Raw genomic sequence first — 26,112 nt, 5'->3', positions numbered from 1 at the left:
CACGTGCGGCCTGCATGCCCAACGCCATTGCAGATGCGCGGACCAAGGAGAGTCATCGATGCTCGACGGCAGCTACACACCGTGGTTGGTCGTGGTTTCGCTGCTGGTCGCCATGCTCGCGTCGTTCACCGCGCTGGACATGGCCAATCGGATCACCACCGCGCCCAGCGCGCGGTTGAGCGCGTTGTGGCTGTTCGGCGGTGGCTGCGCGATGGGACTGGGCATCTGGTCGATGCACTTCATCGGCATGCTCGCCTTCCGCCTGCCCATTCCACTGGGCTACGACCTCGGGTGGACCGCGGTGTCGCTGCTGGCCGCGATGGCCTCCTCGATCTTCGCTTTGTGGCTGGTGTCGCGCCCCACCCTGCCGCACTCGCGGCTGGCGCTGGGCGCCCTGCTGATGGGCAGCGGCATCGCCTCGATGCACTACCTGGGCATGGCGGCGATGCGCATGCAGCCCGGCATCGATTACCACCCCGGCTGGGTCACCGCGTCGTTGCTGATCGCACTGGCGGCCTCGTGGACCGCGCTGTTCGTTGCCTTCCGGCTGCGCCACAGTCAGCGCCGCATGCGCCACCGGCTGATGCCGGCCGTGCTGCTGGGCAGCGCCATCGTCGGCATGCACTACACCGGCATGGCCGCCGCACGCTTCCCGGCCGACAGCATCTGCGGCGCGGCCGCCGGCGATGGCCTGCAGGCGCAGTGGCTGGCCGCACTGGTGCTGGTGCTCACCACGGCGATCCTGGCCGTGGTGCTGATCGTGTCCTGGCTGGACCAGCGCATGCAGGCGCAGCTGCTGCGGCTGCGCAACGACACGCTGCGCAGTTCGCTGGACGTCGCCCAGGCCGAACTCACCCAGGCCGCCCTGCATGATCCCCTGACCCGCCTGCCGAACCGGCTGCTGCTGCAACAACGCATCGAGCAGGCGCTGGCCGAGGCCGAGCAGCGCGGCAGCCGCTTCGCGGTGATGTTCATGGACCTGGACGGGTTCAAGCAGGTCAACGACGCCTACGGCCACCAGACCGGCGACGCGCTGCTGGTGGCCGTGGCCGAGCGCACCCGCCAGCTGCTGCGCCCTTCGGACGTGCTGGCACGGCTGGGCGGCGACGAATTCGTGCTGGTGGTGCGGATCGACAACGACGAGGACATCGCCACGCTGGCCAGCCGCATCCTGCAGGCGGTCGGCGGCGGCCCGCTGCTGCCCGACCACGAGCTGCAGGTCACCGCCAGCATCGGCATCGCGATCTGCCCGGACCACGCCGCCAGCGAGCGCCAGTTGATGGGCTTTGCCGACGCGGCGATGTACCAGGCCAAGGAGGCCGGCCGCAACGCCTACGCGGTGTTCTCCGACTGGATGAACGACAGCGCCGAGCAGCAGTTCCAGCTGCTGGCCGATCTGCGCCGGGCGATCGGCACCGACCAGCTGTTCCTGCACTACCAGCCCAAGATCCGGGTGGCCGGCCAGGGGGTCAGTGGCGCCGAGGCCTTGATCCGCTGGCGCCACCCGCAACAGGGCCTGATTCCGCCGGACCGGTTCATCCGGCTGGCCGAGCGCAGCGGCGTCATCAACGAGATCGGGCGCTGGGCGCTGGGCGAGGCCTGCCGCCAGCTGCGCCAGTGGCAAGACGCCGGTCACGAAAGCTGGACGGTGTCGGTGAACCTGTCGCCGATCCAGTTCAGCTCGCCGCACCTGCTGCAGGAGGTGCGCGACGCGCTTCGTACCCATCGGCTGGAGCCGCGGCGGCTGGTGTTGGAGATCACCGAAAGCACCGTCATGCGCGACACCGAGGCCAGCCTCACCCTGTTGCAGGGCATGGCCAGCCTGGGCGTGGGCATTTCCATCGACGACTTCGGCACCGGCTATTCGAGCCTGTTGTATCTCAAGCGCCTGCCCGCCACCGAGATCAAGATCGACCACGCCTTCGTGCGCGACCTGGAAACCAGCTCGGAAGACGTGGTGATCGTCTCGGCGATCGTCGCGCTGGGCCACGCGCTGGACATGGACATCGTGGCCGAAGGCGTGGAAACCACCGGCCAACGTGCCTACCTGGAGCGGCTGGGCTGCGACTACCTGCAGGGCTACCTGCTGGGGCGCCCGGTGGACCCGGAACGCTTCATGCAGCTGCACGACCACCCGCGCCCGCGGGTGGAGATGGCCGCCGGATGGAAGGCGCAGGCACGGCCGGGCGCGGCGGCGGGCTAGCGGCACGCGCTGGAAATTGACGGCTGCGCGCAATACCCTGCCCATACCATGGGAATAGCAGGCAGCAGGATGTCAGGGAAGAATGTGTTTGAAGGTCCGCGCTGGCAGCGCGATCTTGTTCGTTTCCTTCCCTTGAAGAGCCAGTTCGTGCTCTCCGGGAACATCCGCGACCTGCAGGCAGCCGAAGTGGCGCCGGGCACGGTAACCGCGCAGAGCTTCAACCAGACCCTGTGCAACACCCTGCTCGATCAAGGCTACGCGCAGGTGCTGGGCTGGGACCCGTTGGCCGGTTTCCGCGCCCTGGAACGCCCCGGCACCGATCCGGCCAGCGGCATCGCCCTGCTGCAATCGCTGGGACTGACCCCGGTGGACGGCGCCGCGCCTGCCGGTATCGACCTGCTCAGTGCCACGCTCCAACGGCTGGTCGTCCGCCAGGGCGAGCCGGTGGCCTTGATCATCGATTTCGCCTCGCGCCTGGCGGTGCGCAGCGACGCCCTCAGCGCGGCCGAACACCAGCTGTTCACCCAGGCCCTGGTGCTCTCCCACCAGGCCCGCAGCCGACCGGGCGGCGTGCAGCGCAAGCCGTTCTTCAACACGGTGCTCTGGGTGGTGGAGAAGGAAGGTGACCTGCCCGACTGGCTGCTGGTCGGCAACCCGCGCATCCGCCACGTTCCGGTGGCCAAGCCGGACCAGCTCACCCGGCGCGCACTGGCCCCGGCCCTGCTCAAGGGACTGGCCGGTGCCCAGGACGCCAGCGCCGAGGCTACCGCGCAGGCGGTGGACGCCTTCGTGCAGAGCACCGAGGGGCTGCTGTTGCTGGACCTCAGTGCCATCGCCCAGCTGGCCCGGGTCGAAGGCGTGGCCGTGGACCAGATCGGCGACGCCGTGCGCCGCTACAAGGTCGGCGTCACCGAAGACCCGTGGCTGCGCATCGACCGGCAGCGCATCCGCCTGGGCGATGCGTTCGTCCACCAGCGGGTCAAGGGCCAGCACCATGCGGTGACCCACATGCTGGACATCGTCAAGCGCGCCATGACCGGCGTGGGTGCAAGCCGCAAGGGCAACCGGCCGCGCGGCGTGGCATTCCTGGCCGGCCCGACCGGCGTGGGCAAGACCGAGCTGGCCAAAACCGTCACCAGCCTGCTGTTCGGCGACGAAAGCGCCTACATCCGGTTCGACATGTCCGAGTTCAGCGCCGAGCATGCCGACCAGCGGCTGATCGGCGCCCCGCCCGGCTACGTCGGCTACGACGTGGGCGGCGAGCTGACCAACGCCATCCGCGAGAAACCGTTCAGCGTGGTCCTGTTCGATGAGATCGAGAAGGCCCATCCGCGCATCCTCGACAAGTTCCTGCAGATCCTCGACGACGGCGTGCTCACCTCCGGGCGTGGCGACCGCGTGTATTTCTCCGAGGCGCTGATCGTGTTCACCTCCAACCTGGGCATCTACCGCCAGGGCGAGCATGGCGAGCGCGTGGCGAACGTGTTGCCCGGCGAGCCCTTCGAGCAGGTGCAGAGCAAGGTGCACGACGAAATCGACCGGCACTTCAAGCTGGTCCTGAACCGGCCGGAGATCCTCAACCGGATCGGCGAGAACATCATCGTGTTCGATTTCATCCGCGAGGAGGTCGCCGTGCAGATCTTCGACCAGATGGTCGACGCAACCCTGGCCGACCTGCAGGCCCAGCAGCTGCACGTGACCCTGGCCGCGTCGGCCCGCGATGCGTTGCGGTCGCTCTGCCTGAAGGACCTGTCCAACGGCGGGCGCGGCATCCGCAACCAGCTCGAGGCGCACCTGCTCAACCCGCTGGCGCGTGCCCTGTTCGACCAGGACGCGCAGCCCGGCCAGCAGTTCACCATCGTTGCGGTGGACGCCAACGTCCTCGACCTGGCGCGCGGTTGAACCGTCCACTGCAGTTGTCGCGCGTGCATTTCCCAGTGACCACGCTGGGGCCGGGGCAGCGCCTGGGTATCTGGTTCCAAGGCTGCAGCATCCGCTGCAGCGGCTGCATTTCGGCCGACACCTGGGGGCCGGGGCGCACGGTCGTCGACGTGGCCAGCCTGCTCGAGCAGGTGGCGCCGTGGCTGGCACAGGCCGACGGCATCACGATTTCCGGCGGCGAGCCGTTCGACCAGTTCGACGCGCTGCTGCAGATGCTGGTGGGGCTGCGCCAACGCACCGCCGCGGACATCCTGGTGTACAGCGGGCACCCGCTGGAAACGCTGCAGCCCATGCTCGACCAGGCGCGCGACCTGATCGACGCGGTGATCAGCGACCCCTACCTTGAACATGCAGCCCAGTCGCTGGCGCTGCGTGGCAGCGACAACCAGCGCCTCACCCTGCTCACCGCGCTCGGTCGGTCGCGCCTGGCCGGCCTGGCGCGCACCAGCACGCCGGCCGACAAGGCACTTGACCTGATGTTCGATGCCACCGGCACCGTCTGGATGGCCGGCATCCCCCGCCGCGGCGACCTGCTGCGCCTGCGCGAGCTGCTGCGCGCGCAGGGTCATCAGGTGCAGACCAGCGCACACACTTCATCGCGTCGTCCAGCCGAGTAAGTCCATGATTCGTTTTTGCCCCAATTGCCACACCGAACGCGCGTTGGCCGAGATGTTCTGCGAAGGCCTTGTTGACGCGCACGCGTGCGGCTGGGATCTGGCCGGCGAGCCGATCCACCCCGCTGGCTGGCGGCCGCAGAGCGTGGTCACCCAGGCAGCGGTGCAGGCCTCGACGGTCGGCGCCGCCGCAGCGGACGTGGTCTGCGACAACGGCCACCCGATGACGCCCGGCGACCTGATGTGCCTGCACTGTGGCGCCAGCGCAGCGGACGCGACGGCGGCGGTGGCGGAGCTACCGCCGCCGGCCGCCGACAGCAGCGAAACGGTCATCGATGGCTGGCGCCTGCTGCGCCAGATCAGCAGCACCGACGGCGTGCGTGACCGCTACCAGGCCGAACACACCGCCACGGCGGTGCAGGCCGTGCTCACCCTGTACCGCCCCGGTGCCGAACCCGACCCGGCCATCTACGATGTGATCCGCCGCCTGCCCCGCGCGCACGTGCCGGAGATCATCGCCACCGGGCGCTGGGATGACCGCGCCTTTGAAGTCGTGGAAATGCTCACCGGTGGCACCCTGGCCGAGCTGGGCAGCGTGATCGGCGACCGCGAGGCGGTCCGCCATATCGTCAGCGAACTGGGGCAGGCGCTGCATGCGTTCAACGAAGCCGGGCTGCGCCACCGCGACCTGCGCCCGGCCAGCCTGCTGGTACGGGCCCGCACGCCGCTGGATCTGGTGATCAGCGGGTTCGGTTCGGCGCGGTTGTCCGAGTTCGACCTGGACATCGTCTCGCCCCTGGAGATCAGCCGCTACATGGCGCCCGAGGCGATCGCCGGTGGCGTGGCGGCGGCGTCGGACTGGTGGAGCCTGGGCATGATCCTGCTCGAACAGCTCACCGACGGCGCCTGCTTCAACGGCATCCATCCCAACGCGTTCCTGATCCACGTGCTGGCCAATGGTGTTCCGATCCCGGATACGCTGGACCCGGAGCTGGTGCTGCTGCTGCGTGGGCTGCTGGCCCGCGACCGCCACCAGCGCTGGCAATGGCCGCAGGTGGCCGACTGGCTGGCCGGCATTGCCGTACCGGCGCCGCCGGCGGCGCAACACGCGCAGGATGAGGGCGACGGCGCCAGCCTGCCGCTGGGCACGCGCCGCTACCATCGCCCCGCGGTGTTCGCGCTGGCCGCCGCCCAGGCCGACGGCTGGGACCAGGCCCTGGACCATCTGCTGCGCGGGGGGATCGTCACCTGGGCCGAGCAGGTCGGCCTGCCCGCCACCCGCATCGCCGGGCTGCGCCAGATCGCGCGCCACGAAGGCATCGAGGACGATTTCCGGCTGATGCTGGCGTTGAAGGTGCTCAACCCGGAAATGCCGTTGATCCATCGTGGCGACATCGTCACGCCAGGCTGGTTGCTTGAGCACCCGCTGGAGGGCTACCGGCTGGTCAGCGGGTCGGTGCCGGACCTGCTGGAACACCTGCAGACCGACAACTGGCTGTGCAGGCTCAAGCGGCGCGAGGAAAGCGTGCGCCAGCGCGCGCTGCACCAGCACATCGCCCTGGTCGAAGAATCCCTGCGCGTCTACCTGCTGTCCACCTCGCGGGCCAAGCTGGCCTCGCAATGGCAGGAACGCCAGCGCCTGCTACCTGATACCGCGCATCCCGGGCTGCTGTCGCTGGCCGAGCGCAGGGTGGTGGCCGAAGAAGACCTGATCGTGTTGCTGAGCGCGGAGATCGGCCAGTTCCGCAGCGCCGAGGCGATCCTCGCCGAGGCTGCCACGCTGGCCGCCAGCGCCGGTCTCGAGACCTTCGACAACGACGCAGCCGCGGCCCTGCTGCTGCACCCGCGTACCGAGCTGTATCGCAGCGTGGACGCGCGCATCCTGGGCTTCGCCCGTTCCGGCCTGCCCGTGGTGGATGGCTGGGCCGAACAGTTCCGGCTGGAGCGGCGCATGCCGCTGGCGCGCGCCCTGGTGGTGCTGGCCGTGCCCGCCAGCCGCTGGCTGCAGCCCCAGAAGCAGCAGTACGTCTCGCAGATCCTGGACTTCTTCGAAAAGAAGGTCGTCACCGCGGTGATGCGCGGGCCGTTGGTGCGCATGAGCATCGGCAAGACCACCGCACGCGTGGACATGCACGAAGTAGACAGCACCCGGCGCCCCGCCGCCGCACTGCTCGATCACCTGTTGCAGCGCAACGCGCGCGCCGTCCAGCTGGACCCCGAATCGTTCCAGCGCACCCCGCAGCTGGAACCCCGCCTGATGGCCCTGGCACGGCAGAGCGCGCTGTACAGGCGCGACACCGGCATCGACGGGCTGTATCTGGGCTTTCCGTTCCTGCTCAGCCGCGATCCGCGCGGCACGTCGCGCACCCGGATCATTCCGCTGCTGCTGTGGCCGGTCACCCTGCTGCTGGAACCGGGCACGCGCGGCCAGGTCGGGCTGGCCTTCGATGGCGAACGCGAGGAAGTGCGGCTCAACCCTGCCCTTGAAAGCGTGCTGGGCACCGAAACCTGCAAGCGCTGGCGCAGCACCGCCGACGAACTGCTGGGGCGCTCGGCGATCCGGGCCGCCGATGTGATGGATGCCTTCGGGATGCTGGCCACGATCCGCTCGCGCAGCCTGGTGGGCCTGCCCCCCAGCAGCGTGGAGGTGGCCCCTTACCAGGACGAGCTGGACTGCGCCGCGGTGCTTTTCCATGTCACGTTCATGGGCCAGGCCATCGGCGAAGACCTGCGCCAGCTCAAGGTTCTGTCGCCGTCCGGCACCGGTCTTGAAACCGCGTTGCGGCTGGCACCGCCGACCGACGCCGACAGCCCCCCGCCGCCTGCCGCGCCAGAGCTGCAGCGCTACTTCACCGTGGCCAGCGATCCCTCGCAGGAAGCGGCGGTGCTGCAGGCACGGCAGGGGCCGGGCCTGTTGATCGAAGGCCCACCCGGCACTGGCAAGAGCCAGACCATCGTCAACATGGTGGCCGACGCGATCGGCCGGCAACGCAGCCTGCTCATCGTCTGCCAGAAGCACGCTGCGTTGGAAGTGGTGCACAAGCGCCTGGTCGCCGAAGGGCTGGGCCAGCGCGTGGTCATGCTCAACGACGTCAACCGCGACCGCGAACCGGTCATCCGCAGCATCCGCGAGCAGCTCGACGGCCTGTTCACCGCCGGCGCCACGCAATCGGCCTGGCAGCAGCAGCGCCAGCAGGTGGCCGCGCGGATCGAGGCGCTGGAAGGCGAACTCGACCGCCACCAGCACAGCCTGCACCAGATCGACGACGCCACCGGACTGAGCTACCGGCGCCTGCTCGGCGAACTGATCGCGCTGGACACCGGCACGCCCCCGCTGGTTCTGCCGGCCCTGCGCCAACGGCTGCTGGCACTGGACCTGCCCACCCTGGTGCAGCGCGAGGAAGCGTGTGCGCCGTTGATCCGGTTGTGGCTGCCGGCGCGTTACGAAGGCAGCCCGCTGGTGCAGTTGCGTCCCTTCGCGGCCGACGCGGACACCCTCGCCGCGTTCGTTGCCGCCCTGCAGGCGTTCACTGCGGCCGAACAGCACCGGCAGGCGATCCTGCTGGCACACCCGGCCAGCTTCGAGCTGGACGATCCCGCTCCGCACCAGGCGTGGAAGTCGGCGCACGTGGCGACCCTGCTCGGCCTGGACGACGCACAACGGATCCGGCTGGCGCGCTGGCTGCCGCTGTTCCGCACCGCACGCGCGGGCCAGCCAAGCCAGGGCGACATCGCGCTGGACCGGCTGCACCAGATCGAGCACGCCGTGGCGGCGCTCGACCTCGACGCCTTCTCCAGCACGCTGTCGCCGGCCCTCACCGGCGTCGACGAGCGCACGCTGGCGCAGCTGCAGCGCGACGCCGCGCGCGTCCTGGGCGCACGCGGCCTGCTGGCCCGCCTCAACCCGCTGCACCTGCTGCGCCGGCGACGGGTGAACCGTGTCCTGCAGGAGCAGTCCCACGCGACGGGCGAAGCAGGCGCCGCAGCACTGCTGGCCGCCGCGACGCTGGAAGCACGCTTGCGCCCGCTGCGCAGCGAACTGGCCGGCCTGCACCAGCAGCTGGCGCTGGACCCGGTTGGCCAACAGACCGGCATGGCGCTGGGCCCGATGGCACGCGCCAGCGGGCGCCAACTGCTGGACGTACAGGCACTGGCCCAGGCGCTGGCACAGTCGCCACGCCCCCAGCAGGCCGATGACGCTGCGCTGGCGGGCGACCGCGCGCACCTGGAGGCACTGCTGCAGGACCTGGATGCCTCGCTGGCGCGGCATGCCGCCCGCCATGCCAGCGCGCAGCAGCTCGCCTTGCTGGCCGACTGGCTGGAGCAGACGCTGACCGACGCATTGGCCGCGGCCATCGCCCACAACCAGAGCAATGCCCAGGTGCTGCAGCACCTGCAGGATGCCCTGCCCCATCTGGCCGCCTACCAGGCCTTCCGCGGGCGCGCCGGGCAGCTGTCGGCCGCAGACCTGGACCTGCTGGCACTGCTGCGCCAGCTGCAACCGCAGCTGGATGCCCTTCCCAGCGACGCGCTGGAGCCGGCCGTGCGCCGCCTGCTGCATCGCGAAGCACGGCTGGGCTGGAAGCACCGCATGGAGCAGGCGATCCCGGCGCTGCAGTTCGGCCAGGATGAAACCCAGGCCAAGGTCGCCAGCCTGGCCGCTGCCGACCAGCAGATGCGCCGGCTCAACCGTCAGATGCTGGGCACCCACATCGACCTGCAGCAGTTGGGCAACCGCAAGCAGTGGGAAGACGTGACCCGGCTGACCGGGCGCCGTTCGCGCCGCCTGCGCGAGTTCATCGAGCTGGGCAGCGAACTGGGCCTGATGCACCTGCGCCCGATCTGGCTGATGAACCCGGACGTGGCCAGCCGCGTGCTGCCACTGCAGGCCGGGCTGTTCGACACGGTGATCTACGACGAAGCCTCGCAGATGCCGGTCGAGTTCGCCCTGCCCACGCTGTTCCGTGGCCGGGTCACGGTCGTCAGCGGGGATGAGAAGCAGATGCCGCCCACTGCCTTCTTCTCCAGCCGGGTGGAAAGCGATGAAGCCGAGGTCTTCGATGGCGACGAGCCCGATGCCGAGGTCGATGCCGAGCAGCGCGACGCCTTCGAGGAAACCTGGAACCGGCGCGAGATCAAGGATTGCCCGGACCTGCTGCAGCTGGCCCGCAATGCCCTGCCCAGCACCACGCTGCAGATCCACTACCGCTCGGCATACCGCGAACTGATCGGCTTCTCCAATGCGGCCTTCTACGGCAACCGGCTCAACGTGCCGGTGCGCCATCCGCGCAGCAGCATCGCGCGGATCAAGCCACTGGAACTGATCCAGGTCGACGGTGTGTACCAGCACCAGAGCAACCCTGCCGAAGCGGCGCGGGTGGTGGAGTACCTCGCCCAGTTGTGGCAGCACCCCTATGCCGCCCGCCCCTCGGTGGGCGTGGTCACCTTCAACCGCAAGCAGGCCGAGCTGATCGAAGAGCACCTGGAGCAGCGCGCCGGGCAGGATGCCGCCTTCCGTGCCGCGTTCGCCGAGGAACGCGAGCGCAGCGAAGACGGCGAGGACATGGCGGTCTTCGTCAAGAACGTGGAGAACGTGCAGGGTGACGAGCGCGACATCATCGTGTTCTCCTCCACCTTCGGCCGCAACGCGCAGGGCACCTTCCGGCGCAACTTCGGCGTGCTCGGCCAGACCGGCGGCGAGCGCCGCCTCAACGTGGCCGTCACCCGCGCCCGGCAACGGGTGGTGATGATCACCTCGATGCCGATCGCCGACATCTCCGACCTGTTCAACACCCAGCGCGCCCCGGCCAGCCCGCGTGACTACCTGCAGGGGTACCTGGAGTACGCCCGCGCCCTGTGTGCCGGCGAGTTCGACGGCAGCGCGCGGCTGCTGGATCGCCTGCAGACCGATCGCAGCGTGGCCAACCGCACCCACGCGGCGCCCGCCGACGGCTTCACGCAGATCGTCGGGGCCTACCTGCAGTCGCTGGGATGGGACGCCGCGGCCGCCAGTGAAGGCGATGCATTCGGGCTGGACTTCGCCATCGAACATCCCGACACCGGCAACTTCGCCATCGGCATCGAGTGCGACGCGCCCAGCCACCCGCTGCTGGCGCATGCCCGCGCCCGTGAAATCTGGCGGCCTTCGGTCCTGCGCCGCGCCATCGGCGGCATCCACCGGGTGTCCTCGCATGCCTGGTACCACGACGGCGAGGCCGAACGGGCACGGCTGCGCCTGGCCATCGACGCGGCCATGGCCCCCGCCCCGGTGCCGCCCCCGCCTGTCCCCTCACAACCGGAAACCCTGCCATGAGTGGTCCCAAAGTCGTCCGCATCGTGACTGCCGAAGAACTGCTGGCCCTGCGTGAGGCGATGCTGCACCGGCTGGACCAGGCGGTGGCGCGCTGGCAGGCCCAGTGTGAGCGCGTGGGCGAGAGCGACGCATCGGCGGTGGCCGCGGTAGTGGCACGCCGCCAGGCGCTGCAGGCGCTGTTGGCGGACAGCGACAACACGCGGTATGCGCTGCTGATCGAGGCCGAAACGGCCTTCCTGCAGGCCGACACCCGCGACCGCGAGGCGCGCGCCATCGACCGCGCTGCCGCAGGCCGCCAGCAGCAGCGGCGGCAGCGCGACAACGCCGCCGCCGTGCTCAACACCCTGCAGGACCGATCCGTTGATGCAGACGCCGGCCTGCTGCAGGCGCTGCGGGCACTGGCCGACGGTTACGCCGGTACTGACGCGGAGGCGGTGCTGGCCCGTGCCTTCGCGCTCCTGTCGCCGCCGGACGCGCAGGCAACGCTGAGTGATGACCAGCGCGCGTTGGCCGCCGCATTGCAGACCGCCACGCCCACCCCCACGCTGGCCGACTGGGCCGCCCGGCAGCCCGCCGACCCCGAGCGCGAGGCGCGCCTGCTGCGCGTGGACCGCCACATCGCCGAACTGCAGTTGCTGCAGGGCGCGGCAGTCGCAGCACCCTACCTGGAGGCGCTGCACAAGGCCGAGCAGGAAACGGCCCCGCAACGGCGCAACCTGCTGCTGGACAGCCTGGTACTGGACCTGGCCGCCGCCTCGGCCGCGTTCGCCCAGCGCCGCACGCAGCTGGAACAGCTGCAGGATGTGGCCAGCAGGCTGGCTGCCGTGGACCCTGCCGAGCATGCGCCGTTGCTGACCCGGGTGGCCGCCTGCAGTACCGACACCGCGCTGCCGCTGCTGACCGAGCTCATCCTGCAGTGCGACACCGCCCTTGCCAGCCACCAGCAGGCGCTGGCGGCAGTTTCCCGGCGCCAGGCCGTGCTCGACGGGCTGGCCAGCCTCGGCTATGAGGTGCGCGAAGGCATGGCCACCGCATGGCAGGACACTGGCGCGGTCGTTCTCAAGAAGGCGGCCACCCCTGGCTATGGCGTTGAGGTGGGCGGCCGTGCCGACGGCGGGCGCCTGCAGGTCCGGGCCGTGGCCCTGGCGACCGACCGCGACCGCGCTCGCGACCGCGACATCGAAACCCTGTGGTGCGGTGAGTTCGGCCGGCTGCAGGCGCTGTTGCACGGGCAAGGCACCGCGCTGGTGATCGAACGGGCCTTGGGCGTGGGTGAGGTGCCCTTGAAGGAGACCATCGCCACCGCGACGCAGTCCGACCAGGTGCAGGTCTCGCACGCGCGCAGCGGCCCGGCCTGACGTCACGGAACGGTTCTTGCACGACCCCGGGTAATCCCCCCGTGTCGTGCAGCCATGTCCGAGAACGAACAAGCCGGCGAAAAGACCGAGCAACCTACCGAAAAACGCCTGCGCGATGCCCGCGAGCAGGGCAACATCCCGCGCTCGCGGGAGTTGGCCACCGCCGCGGTGTTCGGTGCCGGCGTGCTGGCGCTGATGGCCTATTCGGGCAGCATCAGCAGCAGTGCCAAGGCCTGGATGAAGACGGCGCTGAGCCCGGAACCGGGCCTGCGCATGCACCCGCAGGCCCTGTTCGGCCACTTCGGCGAGCTGCTGCTGCAGCTGCTGTGGGCGATGTGGCCGTTGGTGCTGATCTGCCTGCTGGCCAGCTTCCTCGGCCCGGTGGTGATGGGCGGGCTGCGCTGGTCGAACAAGTCGCTGATGCCCGATTTCAAGCGGCTCAGCCCGATGGCCGGCATGAAGCGCCTGTACGGCCCGGAGGCAATCGCCGAGTTCACCAAGTCGCTGTTGCGCATCGCCTTCGTCGGCACCGCCGCCGGGCTGGTGGTCTGGCACGGCGTGCGGCCGCTGCGCGACCTGCTCAACCAGCCGCTGGAAACAGCCATGGTGCACGGCCTGGGCTTCACCTTGAAGCTGATGCTGGCCACCGGCGGGGCGATGATGCTGCTGGCCGCCTTCGATGCGCCCTACCAGCGCTGGAACTGGATGCGCAAGCTGAAGATGACCCGCGAAGAGCTGCGCCGGGAAATGAAGGAAAGCGAAGGCAGCCCGGAAGTGAAGGGCCGCATCCGCCAGCTGCAGCAGCAGCTGTCCAACCGCCGGATGATGGAAGCGGTGCCCACCGCCGACGTGGTGGTGGTCAACCCCACCCACTACGCGGTGGCCCTGAAATACGAGGGCGGCAAGATGGGCGCCCCCACCGTGGTGGCCCTGGGCGTGGATGAAACCGCCCTGCGCATCCGTGAAGTGGCCGACGGCAACAAGGTCGCCATCGTCTCTGCCCCGCCTTTGGCACGCGCCTTGTATCGGGAAGGTCAACTTGGAAAGGAAATTCCCGTGAGACTGTATTCGGCCGTAGCCCAGGTCCTGTCCTACGTTTACCAGCTGCGCACCTGGCGCGGCGGTCCGATGCCGGCCGCCCCGAGCATCAACGTGGATGAATTCGGCACGGGAGGCCGCGCATGAGCGCCCAGCCCGTCGGTGCCGGCATGAACGCCCGCAAGGTCCTGGACATGATCCGGAACGGCCTGGGCGCGCCGTTGATCGTGCTGGCGCTGCTGGCCATGGTGGTGATGCCCCTGGCCGCGCCGGTGCTGGATGCCCTGTTCACCTTCAACATCGCCATCTCGCTGATGGTGCTGCTGGCGGTGGTGTACGTGAAGCGCCCGCTGGACTTCACCATCTTCCCGATCGTGCTGCTTATCACCACCATGCTGCGGTTGGCGCTGAACGTGGCCTCCACCCGCGTGATCCTGCTCAACGGCCAGAACGGCCACGAGGCGGCGGGCAAGGTGATCGCCGCGTTCGGCGAGTTCGTGATCGGCGGCAACTACGCGGTCGGCATCGTGGTCTTCGCCATCCTGACCATCATCAACTTCGTGGTGATCACCAAGGGTGCCGGGCGCGTGTCCGAAGTGACCGCCCGCTTCATCCTGGACGCGATGCCCGGCAAGCAGATGGCCATCGATGCCGACCTCAACGCCGGTTTGCTGACGCGCGAGGAGGCCAAGGCCCGCCGCGAGGAAGTGCGTGAGGAAGCCGACTTCTACGGCGCGATGGACGGTGCCAGCAAGTTCATCCGCGGCGACGCGATCGCCGGCATCCTGATCCTGTTCATCAACCTGCTCGGCGGCCTGGCGGTCGGCGTGCTCCAGCACGGCATGCCGTTCGGCGACGCCGCCGCCACCTACACCCTGCTGTCCATCGGTGACGGCCTGGTGGCGCAGTTGCCGGCGCTGCTGGTGTCCTCGGCAGTGGCCATGCTGGTCACCCGCGCCTCGCGCTCGCAGGACATGGCCCAGGCCATGATGGGCCAGGTGTTCGGTCAGTACCGCGCGCTCACCATCGCCGCGGCCATCATGGGCGTGGTCGGGCTGGTGCCCGGCATGCCCAACGTCGCCTTCTTGACGCTGGCCGCCATCCTCGGCTTCGTGGCCTGGAAGGCCTGGAAGAAGAGCACGGCCGCCGCGCGTGCCGCCGAGACGCCGGCCGCCAGCCGCGGCGAGACCCTCGGCCTGCCCGGTGCCACGCCCTCGCCCACCGCCGAACTGACCTGGGACGAACTGCGCCCGGTCGACCCGCTGGGCCTGGAAGTGGGCTACCGGCTGATCCCGCTGGTGGACAAGAACCAGGGCGGCGAACTGATGGCGCGGATCAAGGGGGTGCGGCGCAAGCTCACCCACGACATCGGCTTCCTGATTCCGTCGGTGCACATCCGTGACAACCTGGAACTGCCGGCCACGGCCTACCGCCTGCTGATCCACGGCGTGCCGGTGGCCACCGCTGAAATCCACCCCGACCGCGAACTGGCCCTGGACCCGGGCAGCGCGCTCGGTGCGCTGGAGGGCATCGCCGGCAAGGACCCCGCGTTCGGCCTGGATGCCACCTGGATCCAGCCGCACCAGCGTGCCCACGCCGAAACCATGGGCTACACCGTGGTCGACCCGGCCACCGTGGTAGCCACCCACCTGTCGCACCTGATCCGCGAACACGCGCCCGAACTGCTCGGCCACGAGGAAGTGCAGCAGCTGCTGGCCAACCTGGCCAAGAGCGCGCCCAAGCTGGTCGAAGACCTCACCCCGAAGTCGCTGCCGTTGTCGGCGGTGGTGCGGGTGCTGCAGAACCTGCTGATCGAACGCATTCCGATCCGCCAGCTGCGCAAGATCGTCGAATCGCTGGTGGAGAACGCGCCCATCAGCCAGGACCCGGCCACGCTGACCGCTGCGGTGCGCAACGCACTGGGCCGTTTCATCGTGCAGGAGATCGCCGGCATGTCGGCCGAGCTGCCGGTGTTCACCCTCAACCCGCAATTGGAACGTGTCTTGCAGGAGTCCACACAGGGCAACGGCGCCGCACTGGAACCCGGACTCGCTGAGCGACTGCACCAAAGCCTGGCCGAATGTGTCAGCAAGCAGGAAGCGAAGAATGAGCCGGCGGTCGTGCTGGTACCCGGCCCGGTGCGTGCCGCGCTGGCACGGCTGGTGCGCCACAGCGTCCCCTCGCTGTCGGTGCTGGCCTACAGCGAGGTACCCGAGGACAAACGACTGAAGCTGGTCGGCACGATCAGCTGACGTCGGAACCCCGACGGACATGTGCCAGAAAACAGACACACCCCCATTTCGATATCAACGCAGCAGGACATAAAGGGAAACCCGGACCGTGCAGACCACCGACAACCAGCGCTTCCCTTCCACCACCCCGCCGCCCCAGTCCCGGTACCACAGCATGAAAATCAAACGCTTCGTCGCTCCCGATATGCGCTCGGCCATGAACCTGGTGCGCAAGGAACATGGTCCTGATGCGGTGATCCTGTCGAACCGGCGGATCGAGGAAGGCGTCGAGATCGTGGCCGCGGCGAATTACGACGAAGGTGCGGTGCAGCGTGCGCTGGAAGCAGCGCGCAAGGACGTGGCCCCGGCCCCGGCGCCGCGACCGCGCAATGCCGCCGATGCGGTGATCGCCGCGGTGACCCGTCGCAAGCCGACCGTGGTTGCCGCCGAACCGGTGGCCGCCACCACCTCTGCGGTGGCCGCGCTGGCACGTGCCGCAGTGGGTGCCACCGGTCGTACCCTGGACACCGCCAACGAGATCGTGCCGCCGCCGGGCAGCAGCGGCTTCGCGGCCACCCTGGCCCGCGCCGCCACCGCCCCGGCGGCCGGCATGAGCGCGCTGCCGGAACAGATCTTCGCCCCGTTCAACGTCGAGCAGGCCGCCGCCGCGTCGCCGGCACCGGCACAGGCCGAGCCGGCCGTCGCCACCGTCGCCCCGCCGATCAACCGCGCCCGCTTCATCATCGACCCGCCGCTGGACGACGAACCGCACTTCCAGATGCATGTGCCGGCTGCCGCCGTGGCGATGCCGCCGCTGCCGGTCAGCGTCACCGTGCCGCCGGCCCTGCCGGTCGCCGAGGCCGTCGCCGCCGCCGTGCCGCAGGCGCTGGTCGCCGTCGCCGAAACGCGCGTCGAAAACCCGGCGCCGGCGGCCGTCACGGAACCGGCGCAGGCCCAGCCGCAGCCCGCCGCCGAACTGGTGGTCGTGCAGCGCGATGACGAAGAGATCCGCCAGCTGCGCCATGAAGTGGCCGGCATGCGCCACGTCATCGAGCGCGAAATGCATCGCTTCACCGACGAGCGCCTGCGCGGGTCGCCGGTACGCGCCGCCGCGCTGGACCTGATGGACGAATACGGCTTCGACGCCGGCATCAGCCGCGACGTGGCCATGCAGATCCCGCTGGACACCGAAGCCCACCGTGGCCGCGGGCTGATGCTGGGCCTGCTGTCGCGCAAGCTGCCGATCGCCCCGGTTGACCCGCTGGAGTCCGGCGGTGTGATCGCCCTGGTCGGCCCGACCGGTGCCGGCAAGACCACCACCATCGCCAAGCTGGCCTCGCGCTTCGCCGAGAAGCATGCCGCCCGCGACGTGGCCCTGGTCACCACCGATACCGGCCGCATCGGCGCCCGCGAGCAGCTGTACGGCTTCGGCCGCCAGCTCGGCATCGCGGTGCACGAAGCCAACAGCGGCAGCGACCTGAACCAGCTCCTGGAGCGCCTGCAGGACTACAAGCTGGTGCTGATCGACACCGCCGGGCTGGGCCCGCGCGACCGTGCCCTGGCCGCCCAGCTGCAGTGGCTGCGCGCCGCCGAGCAGATCCGCACCCTGCTGGTGCTGCCGGCCAACACCAGCTTCGGCGACATGGACGAGGTGGTCCGCCGCTTCAGTGCCGCCAACCCGCAGGGCGTGGTGCTGAGCAAGCTGGACGAAACCGGCCGCTTCGGCACCGCCCTGTCGGTGGCCGTGGACCACCGCCTGCCGATCACCTGGGTCACCGATGGCCAGGACGTTCCCGAAGACCTGCACCGGGCCAGTGCCGCCAATCTTGTACTTCGCCTTGAAGATTTGCGCCGCGCGGCCGATATGCCCTGCAACCCGGAGTTGAACCATGCCGTCGCGTGAGTACGCCAAGCTGACCAAGACCTTCCCGTTGTCTGCCACCCGCAGCCAGCCGCTGGGCCCTGTGCGCACCATCGCCGTCACCGGCGGCAAGGGCGGCGTGGGCAAAACCAACGTGTCGGCCAACCTGGCCGTGGCGCTCGCCGACATGGGCAAGCGCACGCTGCTGCTGGACGCCGACCTGGGCCTGGCCAACATCGATGTGATCCTGGGCCTGCAGCCCAAGCTGACCCTGGCCGACCTGGTCGCCGGGCGCTGCACCCTGGATGAAGTGATCATGGAAGGCCCCGGTGGCGTGCTGGTGGTCCCGGCCGCATCGGGTCGCCGGCACATGGCCGAACTGCAGCCGGCCGAGCACGTGGGCCTGGTCAACGTGTTCTCCGAACTGGAGCGCGAGCTGGACTTCATGGTGGTGGACACCGCCGCCGGCATCACCGACGGCGTGCTGACCTTCTGCCAGGCCGCCCAGGACACCGTGGTGGTGGTCTGCGACGAGCCGGCCTCGATCACCGACGCCTACGCCCTGATCAAGGTGCTCTCGCGGGAACGCGGCGTGGACCGCATCCAGGTGGTGGCCAACATGGTGCGCGACCCCAACGAGGGCCGCGTGCTGTACGAAAAGCTGACCCGGGTCTGCGAGAAGTTCCTGGCCGATGTGTCGCTGAACTACCTCGGCTGCGTGCCGCAGGATGACTGGCTGCGCCTGTCGGTGCAGCGCCAGCAGCCGGTGGTCAAGGCCTACCCGTCCAGCCCGGCCGCCCAGGCGATCACCGAGATCGCCCGCCGCACCGCCCGCTGGCAGGCCCCGACCGAGCCGCGTGGTGGGGTCGAATTCTTCCTGGAACGCATCCTCAAGCAACGCGGGGTGACCGCATGAAAGGCGCCGCACAATACAAAGAGGTGCAACGCACCGCCGCCAACGAATGCATTGCCCAGCATTCGGACCTGGTGCGCCGCATCGCCCACCACCTGGCCGCGCGCCTGCCGGCCAGCGTGGAAGTGGATGACCTGATCCAGGCCGGCATGATGGGCCTGATCGAAGCCTCGCGCAGCTACGACGCCGACCAGGGCGCCTCGTTCGAAACCTATGCCTCGATCCGCATCCGCGGCTCGATGATCGACGAGATCCGCCGGGGCGACTGGGTACCGCGTTCGGTGCACCGCCGCGCCCGCGACGCCGCGTCCACCATCCGCCGCCTGGAGCAGAGCACCGGCCGTGCCGCCAGCGCCACCGAAGTGGCCGCCGCCATGGACATGCCGCTGCCGGACTACCTGCGCCTGATGGAAGACGCCGCACGCGGCCAGGTGCTGAGCCTGGAATCGCGGATCGAGGACCAGGGCGAGCTGGACACCGTCGCCCAGGGTGGCCCGACCCCGCAGCAGGTGCTGGAGCGTGGCGAATTCGGCCGCGAACTGGGCAATGCGATCGGCCTGCTGCCCGAACGCGAACAGCTGGTGCTGTCGCTGTACTACGAGCAGGAACTGAACCTGAAAGAGATCGGCGCCGTGCTGGGCGTCAGCGAGTCACGCGTGTGCCAGATCCACGGCCAGGCCGTGCTGCGCCTGCGGGGCCGATTGAAGATCTTCGAGGCGGCCGACGCCGGCCTCGCGAACACTTGATACCGAGGAAAGTGCTTTGAACAAGAACATGCGTATCCTGATCGTCGACGATTTCTCGACCATGCGTCGTATCGTCAAGAACCTGCTGGGCGATCTGGGCTTCACCAATACGGCCGAAGCCGAGGACGGGCATGCCGCGCTGTCGCTGCTGCAGAGCCAGCCGTTCGATTTCGTGGTCACCGACTGGAACATGCCGGTGATGACCGGCATCGACCTGCTCAAGGCGATCCGCGCCGACGCCAAGCTGAAGACCCTGCCGGTGCTGATGGTGACCGCCGAAGCCAAGCGCGAACAGATCATCGAAGCGGCCCAGTGCGGCGTCAACGGCTACATCATCAAGCCGTTCACCGCGCAGACCCTGGAAGAAAAGCTCGGCAAGATCTTCGAACGCCTGGCAGCGAGCGCCTGATGGAAACCCTTCGCGACAAATCCGCGCTGGTCCAGCGCCTGCAGGACGCCCTGGCTGCGCTGGAAAGCGGCGATGAAGCCGGCTGGCGCCGGGAAATCGACGCGCTGGCTGCCTTGCGTACCCAGCCGATGATGGCCGGCCTGAACCGGCTCGCCCGCGAACTTGGCCAGGCCCTGGGCGAACTGCCCAGCCTGCCCAGCGAAGCCGGCGAGCTGGACGATGCCTGCGCGCGCCTGGACCACGTGGTGACGATGACCGAACAGGCCACCCACCGCACCCTGGACCTGGCCGAGGAATGCCGGGCGCTGACCGAACAGCTGCGTGCCAACGGCCTCACCGCCGACCAGGACCAGCAGCTGGACCGGATCCGCCACAACCTCACCGAGATCGCCCTTACCCAGAGCTACCAGGACCTCACCGGGCAGATCATCCGCCGCGTGGTGGGGATCGTGCGTCGCGTGCATGAAGGGTTTGGCGCACTCGGCCTGCCGCCGCAGGACGACACCGCGCACAAGCGTGACAACGGCCTGGCCGGCCCGGCCGTGAGTGGCCTGGACCGTCACCAGGTTTCACAGGTGGATGCTGACGACCTGCTTTCGGATTTGGGGCTGTAACACCATGAGCGCTGTTCCAGACGATATTGCCGCCGATTTCATCCTCGAGGCCCAGGAAATCCTGGACCGCCTTGGCGAACAGCTGGTGTCGCTGGAGCAGTCGCCCCAGGACAGTGACCAGCTCAATGCGGTGTTCCGCGGCTTCCACACGCTCAAGGGCGGTGCCGGCTTCCTCGGCATCCAGGCCATGGTCGAGCTGTGCCATGCCGCCGAGGAAACCCTGGGCATGGCCCGCTCCGGCAAGGCCACGCTGCAGGCCCACCACTTCGACGCCGCCCAGCAATCGCTGGATTACCTGCAGTCGATGCTGGATTCGGTCTCGGCCGGTACCGAGCCGGGCTACGCGCCGCCGGAGCTGATCGCACAGTTCGACGTCAACGGCCCGGCCACCCCGGCCGCTGCCGCGACGCCGGCCACCGGCGAACTGATCAGCGAAGACGAGTTCGAAGCACTGCTCGACACCCTGCACGGCGGCGCTGCCCCGGCAGCGGTGGCCAGGAAGGCCGACGACGGTCTGATCGGCGAAGACGAATTTGAAGCCCTGCTCGACCAGCTGCACGGCGGCGCCGTGCCCGGCGCCAAGCCCGCAGTCGCGGCCGCCCCGCCGCCGCGCGCACCGGCCGCACCGCCGGCCAAGCCGGCCGCCAACAAGCCGGTGGCCGAGGCCGAGCACACCGTGCGCGTGGACACCAAGCGCCTGGACGCCATCGTCAACCTGATCGGCGAACTGGTGCTGTCACGCAACCGCCTCAAGACCCTGCGTGCGCGCCTGCACGACGAAGAACTCGACCGCGCCGTCTCCACCCTGGACATCGCCACCGCGCGCCTGCAGTCGGCGGTGATGCGCACCCGCATGCAGCCGGTGGGCAAGGTGTTCTCGCGCTTCCCCAAGGTGGCGCGCGACGTGGCGCGCAACCTGAAGAAGGAAGTGGAACTGGAGCTGGTCGGCGCTGAAACCGAGCTCGACCGCAACCTGGTCGAGGCCCTGGCCGACCCGCTGGTGCACCTGGTGCGCAACGCCATCGACCACGGCGTGGAAACCCCCGACCTGCGTGAAGCCCAGGGCAAGCCGCGCAGCGGCCACGTGCGGCTGTCGGCGCAGCAGGAAGGCGACTACGTCAGCATTGAAGTGCAGGACGACGGCGCCGGCATCGATCCCGAACGGCTGCGCCAGAAGGCGCGCGAAAAGGGCCTGATCGATCCGGAAGCGGCGGCCCGCCTGACCAGCGAGGAATGCCTGCACCTGGTGTTCCTGCCGGGCTTCTCGACCAAGCAGGAAGTCACCGACATTTCCGGCCGTGGCGTCGGCATGGACGTGGTGCAGTCGCGCATCCGCGAGCTCAGCGGCCAGATCCAGATCCAGTCCGAGCTGGGCCGCGGCAGCCGCTTCATGATCCGCGTCCCGCTCACCCTGGCGATCCTGCCCACCCTGCTGGTGCAGGCCGGCGAAGACGTCTATGCCCTGCCCCTGGCCCGCGTGATGGAAGTGCTGCACGCGCCAAACACCTCGCTGGGCTGGTTCGACGGCCGCGCCGTGCTCGACCGCAAGTCGCACACGCTGCCGCTGGTGGACCTGCGCCATTGGCTGGCCGTCGCACCGGCCGCCTCGTCGCTGCTCACCATCGTGGTGCTGCAGGCCGGCGAAGCCCGCTTCGGGCTGGTGGTGGACCAGGTGCGGGGCCGCGAGGAAGTGGTGATCAAACCGCTGCCCAAGGCACTGCGCGGCCTGCGCGGCTACGCCGGTGCCACCCTGATCGGCGACGGCCGCATGTCGCTGATCCTGGACGTGGACGGCCTCCGCTAACCGCCTTGTAGAGCCGGGCTCTGCCCGGCTGCTTCCTCCAAAACTGTGACCGCCGCCCCACCGGATTCCTTCGGCATCTCAAGTCCCATTCACATACGCCGATAACGGACCCATGGACAGACTCAGCCTCATCGGACTTTTCCTCGCCCTGGCCTCACTGGTCGGCGGCAGCATCCTCAAGGGAGCCGGCCTGGCATCACTGTGGTCGCCGGCCGCCTTCGTGATCGTGATCGTCGGCACCATCGCCTCCATCCTGCTGCACACCTCGCCGGCGGTGTTCAAGCACGCCTTCAAGATTGTGCGCTGGGTCATCCTGCCGCCCAGCAGCGACCGCCACGAGCTGATCAAGCAGATCGTGGAATGGAGCAACATCGCCCGCCGCCAGGGCCTGCTCGGCCTGGAAGCCCAGGTGGACGCACAGAACGACCCGTTCCTGCGCAAGGGCCTGCAACTGCTGGTGGATGGCGTGGAGCCGGAAACCATCCGCCACATGATGGAAATCGAACTGAGCAGTCAGGAGCACCAGGACCTGGCCGCGTCCAAGGTGTTCGAGGGCATGGGCATCTACGCCCCCACCCTGGGCATCATCGGCGCGGTGCTGGGCCTGATCGCGGTGATGAAGAACCTGGCCGACCCGAGCAAGCTCGGCCACGGCATCGCCGCGGCGTTCACCGCCACCATCTACGGCATCGCCTCGGCCAACCTGCTGTTCCTGCCGGTGTCGGCCAAGCTGAAGAGCGTGATCCACCACAACAGCCGCGACCGCGAAATGATCATCGAAGGCCTGATCTCGATCGCGCAGGGCGAAAACCCGCGCAACATCGAAACCAACCTCTCCGGGTTCCTGCACTGACATGGCCCGTCGCAAGCATCACGAAGAGCATGCCAACCATGAGGCCTGGGCCATTCCCTATGCCGACCTCATGACGCTGCTGCTCGCCTTCTTCGTGGTGATGTACGCCATCTCCTCGCTCAACGAAGGCAAGTACCGGGTGATGGCCGATGCGCTGACCACCGCCTTCGGCGGCGCGCCGCGCACCATCAACCCGGTGCAGGTGGGCAACCAGCAGGTGCAGGGCGGCGGCTGGGACAGCCCGTCGGTGATCAAGGCCGGCAACCGCGTCGGCCCGGCCGCGCCGGCCCCGTCCAACGACCCCACCCTGCTGCCGGCGATGGCCTCGCAGATGCGCATGCCGGTCTCGGTGCGCAACCAGGAACAGCTGCAACGCGCCGAGCGCCAGCTCAATACCATTGCCGACAAGCTCACCGCCACGTTGGCGCCGCTGATCGAGCGCGGCATGATCACCGTGCGTCGTACCGAGCTGTGGATCGAGGTGGAGATCAACAGTGACATCCTGTTCCCCACCGGCTCGGCCACGCTGGACGTGCACGCACGCGACACCCTGTCCAAGCTGGCCCAGGTGCTGCGCGAGGCGCCCAACGGCGTCCGCGTGGAAGGCCACACCGACAACATTCCGATCGCCACCCCGTTGTTCCCCTCCAACTGGGAACTCTCGGCCGGGCGCGCGGCCAGCGTGGTCCACCTGTTCGCCGACCAGGGCCTGCAGCCGTCGCGGCTGGCGATGGTCGGCTACGGTCAGTTCCGCCCGCGCGAAGACAATGCCAGCGCCGAAGGGCGCAACCGCAACCGGCGCGTGATGGTGATCATCCTGGCCGACACCGCCCAAGGCGTGGATCCGATCGGGCCGCAGTTGACCGCCGAATCGGACCCGGCCACGCCCGGCAAGACCCCCTCCGTAACCCCCATCGCACCGGTGCAGTTGCCACCGGTGCCGGCCGGCAGCCGTGTGGGCGCCGCCGTCTCCCCTGCAATGAAGGAGTGAACCGAATGCGCATCTGGGCAATCGCCAATCAGAAGGGCGGCGTGGGCAAGACCACCACGAGCCTGGCCTTGGGCCGTGGCCTGGCCACCCTGGGCCACCGTGTGCTGCTGATCGATCTTGATCCGCATTCGTCGCTGACCCGCGCCTTCGGCGTGCCGCTGGACCCGCCGCCGCAGGGCGTGCTGGAACTGTTCGGCGCGCCGCCGGCCGAGCTGTCCTCGCTCAGCCGCCACAGCGATATTCCCGGCCTGGATTACGTGTGCGCGCAGGCCGCGCTGGCCACCCTGGAACGGCGCAGCGCCAACCAGCCCGGGCTCGGCCTGGCCCTGCAGAACGCCTTTGCCCGCCACCAGGGCCAGCACGACTACATCCTGCTGGACTGCGCGCCCACGCTGGGCCTGCTGATGATCAATGCGCTGGCCGCCGCCGACCGCCTGATCATTCCGACCCAGGCCGAACCGCTCGCGCTGCACGGCCTGGACGGCATGGTGCGGACCGGCGAGATGGTCGAACGCTCGCGCCGCCGCCCGCTGCCGATGTCAATCCTGCCGACCCTGTTCGACCGCCGCACCCGCGCCGGCAACGAAACCGTCAAGCTGATGCAGGACACGCACGGCCACCGCGTCTGGGAAGACGCGATTCCGGTCGACACCCGCATCTGCAATGCCGCCAGCCTGACCATTCCGGCGCAGTCCGACGACTACCCCGGCCGTGGCCTGGCGGCGTACCGCCGTGCCCTGGAATGGATCATGGCCGACGACGCACTGCAGATGGAGCGCGCGGCATGAACACCGCCGGCGTGCTCGACGACTACCTGGAACAACTGCTGGGTGATGCCGTGCCGGCGGCACCGGTGCAGGCCGACGTATCGACCCCGCCGACCGCCGCGATGGCCGCGCAGGACGACGCCGAAGCCGATGGCGTGGCCCGTGCGATCAGCGCCGAGTTCGCCCGCCACGCGCTGGCCGATGCCGGCACCGATCCGGACAGCGACGCGCCCGCACCCGCAGCGCAGTTCGACACCCCCACCGCCCCGGGCGCGCCGGCCAACCTGGCCCTGCTCGACGAGCTGATGAACGATCCCGCGCTCGGCCCTCCGGTCGACATCCTCGCGACCGTGCACGACACCCCGACTTCGCCCGGCGCGCCCGCCAACCTCGCCCTGCTCGACGAGCTGATGAACGACCCCGCGCTCGGCCCGCCGGTCGAGACCCTCGCGACCGTCCACGACACCCCGACCTCGCCCGGCGCGCCGGCCAATCTGGCGCTGCTCGACGAGCTGATGAACGATCCCGCGCTCGGCCCCCCGGTCGACACCCTCGCGACCGTCCACGACACCCCAACCTCCCCCGGCGCGCCGGCCAATCTGGCGCTGCTCGACGAGCTGATGAACGATCCCGCGCTCGGTCCGCCGGTCGCGGCGCTCCCCGCTGCGACTGCAGGCGCGGACGCGGGCAGGCCGAGTTGGGACGACCTTCCCGACGATGTGCTGCACGACAATGCGCCGGCCGTCGCAGCGGTGGCAGCACCGGTCGCCCCTGCCCGCCCTGTTCCCGCCCCCGCCCCGACACCCGCCGCCCGCGCCATGCCCCCACCGATGCCGATGAGTGCCCCGAGCGCCCGCAGCGCCGCGCCCGCGCCGGCTCACACTCGCCCAGGCAGCTGGCAGGAACTGCAGGCTCAGGCGCGCAATCCCGCCTCCAGCCCGCGCGAGAACCGTCGGGCCAGCGAGCGCACCTCGCGCTGGCTGCGCCTGCGTTGCGGCGCCCAGGCCTACGCACTGGAACTGCTCAAGGTGCAGGAAGTGGTGCTGCCGGTGCCGCTGCTGCCGTTGCGCGGTACCGCCGACGCCATGCTCGGCATCATGAACCTGCGCGGCCAGGTGGTACCGGTGATGGACCTGGGCATCCACCTGGGCGCCGGCCCGGCCCAGGAAGACGCCAACACCCGCATCGTGGTGCTCGAGGAAGATGGCGAAACCATGGGCCTGCGCGTGTCGGCCGTGGAAGACGTGGCCAACCTCACCGACTCGCAGATCGAGCCGCCCGATACCGCGCGCATCTGCCAGATTTCCAACGACCTGTTCCGTGGCGTGGCCCGCATCAGCGCCCAGCCGATGATCCTGCTGGACGCCACGCAACTGCTGAACTGAGCGGTAGAGCCACCTCTTGGGGCGGCTGCCGTCCGGTCCGACGCCGTGACGGCCTGGCAAACGCCTTTTGC

The 26,112-nt window shown here is 69.4% G+C and carries 17 protein-coding genes; all 17 read left to right on the top strand.

The genetic code is table 11. The features are described from left to right. The first annotated feature begins 58 nt into the window (after positions 1-58). Positions 59-2,203 carry a putative bifunctional diguanylate cyclase/phosphodiesterase gene (locus ACZ0AE_RS09360; protein WP_448133597.1) on the top strand — a complete coding sequence of 715 codons (2,145 nt, stop codon included), beginning with the start codon at positions 59-61 and terminating at the stop codon, positions 2,201-2,203. Positions 2,204-2,272: 69 nt separating this feature from the next. Next, entirely contained in the window at positions 2,273-4,105 is a 1,833-nt protein-coding gene (locus tag ACZ0AE_RS09355) for an AAA family ATPase (protein WP_051598827.1), read from the top strand. Next, a complete protein-coding gene (locus ACZ0AE_RS09350; RefSeq protein ID WP_463600908.1) occupies positions 4,102-4,761 on the top strand; it encodes a 4Fe-4S cluster-binding domain-containing protein in 660 nt (219 codons plus the stop codon). The genes ACZ0AE_RS09355 and ACZ0AE_RS09350 overlap by 4 nt, the downstream gene beginning before the upstream one ends. A 4-nt stretch (positions 4,762-4,765) precedes the next feature. Beyond that, positions 4,766-11,071, top strand: coding sequence for an AAA domain-containing protein (locus ACZ0AE_RS09345; RefSeq protein WP_463600907.1), 6,306 nt, complete (start codon positions 4,766-4,768; stop codon positions 11,069-11,071). Then, positions 11,068-12,429 carry a hypothetical protein gene (locus ACZ0AE_RS09340; protein ID WP_463600906.1) on the top strand — a complete coding sequence of 454 codons (1,362 nt, stop codon included), beginning with the start codon at positions 11,068-11,070 and terminating at the stop codon, positions 12,427-12,429. Before ACZ0AE_RS09345 ends, ACZ0AE_RS09340 begins: the two co-directional genes overlap by 4 nt. 54 nt (positions 12,430-12,483) lie before the next feature. Next, positions 12,484-13,614: a flagellar biosynthesis protein FlhB gene (flhB, locus tag ACZ0AE_RS09335; protein ID WP_038688499.1), complete on the top strand. Its 1,131-nt coding sequence runs from the start codon at positions 12,484-12,486 to the stop codon at positions 13,612-13,614. Beyond that, the gene (gene flhA / locus ACZ0AE_RS09330; RefSeq protein ID WP_038688501.1) at positions 13,611-15,719 is read left to right on the top strand and encodes a flagellar biosynthesis protein FlhA; all 2,109 of its coding nucleotides are present in this window, start codon (positions 13,611-13,613) and stop codon (positions 15,717-15,719) included. Before flhB ends, flhA begins: the two co-directional genes overlap by 4 nt. A gap of 154 nt (positions 15,720-15,873) precedes the next feature. Then, positions 15,874-17,601 (top strand): flagellar biosynthesis protein FlhF, encoded by a 1,728-nt coding sequence (gene flhF, locus ACZ0AE_RS09325; protein WP_463600905.1) that lies wholly within the window; start codon positions 15,874-15,876, stop codon positions 17,599-17,601. Further along, positions 17,588-18,475: a MinD/ParA family ATP-binding protein gene (locus tag ACZ0AE_RS09320; RefSeq protein ID WP_038688502.1), complete on the top strand. Its 888-nt coding sequence runs from the start codon at positions 17,588-17,590 to the stop codon at positions 18,473-18,475. The genes flhF and ACZ0AE_RS09320 overlap by 14 nt, the downstream gene beginning before the upstream one ends. Continuing rightward, positions 18,472-19,218 carry an RNA polymerase sigma factor FliA gene (locus tag ACZ0AE_RS09315; RefSeq protein WP_038688503.1) on the top strand — a complete coding sequence of 249 codons (747 nt, stop codon included), beginning with the start codon at positions 18,472-18,474 and terminating at the stop codon, positions 19,216-19,218. Before ACZ0AE_RS09320 ends, ACZ0AE_RS09315 begins: the two co-directional genes overlap by 4 nt. Before the next feature lie 16 nt (positions 19,219-19,234). Next, the gene (gene cheY / locus ACZ0AE_RS09310) at positions 19,235-19,627 is read left to right on the top strand and encodes a chemotaxis response regulator CheY (RefSeq protein ID WP_038688505.1); all 393 of its coding nucleotides are present in this window, start codon (positions 19,235-19,237) and stop codon (positions 19,625-19,627) included. Further along, on the top strand, positions 19,627-20,241 hold the full coding sequence (locus ACZ0AE_RS09305; RefSeq protein WP_038688507.1) for a protein phosphatase CheZ: 615 nt from the start codon (positions 19,627-19,629) through the stop codon (positions 20,239-20,241). The genes cheY and ACZ0AE_RS09305 overlap by 1 nt, the downstream gene beginning before the upstream one ends. A gap of 4 nt (positions 20,242-20,245) precedes the next feature. Next, positions 20,246-22,045, top strand: coding sequence for a chemotaxis protein CheA (locus ACZ0AE_RS09300; RefSeq protein ID WP_447593450.1), 1,800 nt, complete (start codon positions 20,246-20,248; stop codon positions 22,043-22,045). A gap of 112 nt (positions 22,046-22,157) precedes the next feature. Next, on the top strand, positions 22,158-22,898 hold the full coding sequence (locus tag ACZ0AE_RS09295; RefSeq protein ID WP_038688511.1) for a flagellar motor protein: 741 nt from the start codon (positions 22,158-22,160) through the stop codon (positions 22,896-22,898). Between the two features lies 1 nt (position 22,899). After that, entirely contained in the window at positions 22,900-23,889 is a 990-nt protein-coding gene (gene motD, locus ACZ0AE_RS09290) for a flagellar motor protein MotD (protein WP_038688513.1), read from the top strand. 5 nt (positions 23,890-23,894) lie between these two features. Beyond that, a complete protein-coding gene (locus ACZ0AE_RS09285) occupies positions 23,895-24,677 on the top strand; it encodes a ParA family protein (protein WP_038688515.1) in 783 nt (260 codons plus the stop codon). Continuing rightward, positions 24,674-26,041, top strand: coding sequence for a chemotaxis protein CheW (locus ACZ0AE_RS09280; RefSeq protein WP_463600904.1), 1,368 nt, complete (start codon positions 24,674-24,676; stop codon positions 26,039-26,041). The genes ACZ0AE_RS09285 and ACZ0AE_RS09280 overlap by 4 nt, the downstream gene beginning before the upstream one ends. Positions 26,042-26,112: the final 71 nt, after the last annotated feature.

This window comes from Stenotrophomonas sp. AC248, assembly GCF_979258185.1.
Note: the sequence above shows the minus strand (reverse complement) of the source record. Positions and strands in the feature narration are given on the sequence as shown.

Excerpts from the sequence above, each read along its gene's own strand:
- ACZ0AE_RS09360 (WP_448133597.1), top strand. The coding sequence starts at position 59 with ATGCTCGACGGCAGCTACACACCGTGGTTGGTCGTGGTTTCGCTGCTG.
- ACZ0AE_RS09355 (WP_051598827.1), top strand. The coding sequence starts at position 2,273 with ATGTCAGGGAAGAATGTGTTTGAAGGTCCGCGCTGGCAGCGCGATCTT.
- ACZ0AE_RS09345 (WP_463600907.1), top strand. The coding sequence starts at position 4,766 with ATGATTCGTTTTTGCCCCAATTGCCACACCGAACGCGCGTTGGCCGAG.
- ACZ0AE_RS09340 (WP_463600906.1), top strand. The coding sequence starts at position 11,068 with ATGAGTGGTCCCAAAGTCGTCCGCATCGTGACTGCCGAAGAACTGCTG.
- flhB (WP_038688499.1), top strand. The coding sequence starts at position 12,484 with ATGTCCGAGAACGAACAAGCCGGCGAAAAGACCGAGCAACCTACCGAA.
- flhA (WP_038688501.1), top strand. The coding sequence starts at position 13,611 with ATGAGCGCCCAGCCCGTCGGTGCCGGCATGAACGCCCGCAAGGTCCTG.
- flhF (WP_463600905.1), top strand. The coding sequence starts at position 15,874 with ATGAAAATCAAACGCTTCGTCGCTCCCGATATGCGCTCGGCCATGAAC.
- ACZ0AE_RS09320 (WP_038688502.1), top strand. The coding sequence starts at position 17,588 with ATGCCGTCGCGTGAGTACGCCAAGCTGACCAAGACCTTCCCGTTGTCT.
- ACZ0AE_RS09315 (WP_038688503.1), top strand. The coding sequence starts at position 18,472 with ATGAAAGGCGCCGCACAATACAAAGAGGTGCAACGCACCGCCGCCAAC.
- ACZ0AE_RS09305 (WP_038688507.1), top strand. The coding sequence starts at position 19,627 with ATGGAAACCCTTCGCGACAAATCCGCGCTGGTCCAGCGCCTGCAGGAC.
- ACZ0AE_RS09300 (WP_447593450.1), top strand. The coding sequence starts at position 20,246 with ATGAGCGCTGTTCCAGACGATATTGCCGCCGATTTCATCCTCGAGGCC.
- ACZ0AE_RS09295 (WP_038688511.1), top strand. The coding sequence starts at position 22,158 with ATGGACAGACTCAGCCTCATCGGACTTTTCCTCGCCCTGGCCTCACTG.
- motD (WP_038688513.1), top strand. The coding sequence starts at position 22,900 with ATGGCCCGTCGCAAGCATCACGAAGAGCATGCCAACCATGAGGCCTGG.
- ACZ0AE_RS09285 (WP_038688515.1), top strand. The coding sequence starts at position 23,895 with ATGCGCATCTGGGCAATCGCCAATCAGAAGGGCGGCGTGGGCAAGACC.
- ACZ0AE_RS09280 (WP_463600904.1), top strand. The coding sequence starts at position 24,674 with ATGAACACCGCCGGCGTGCTCGACGACTACCTGGAACAACTGCTGGGT.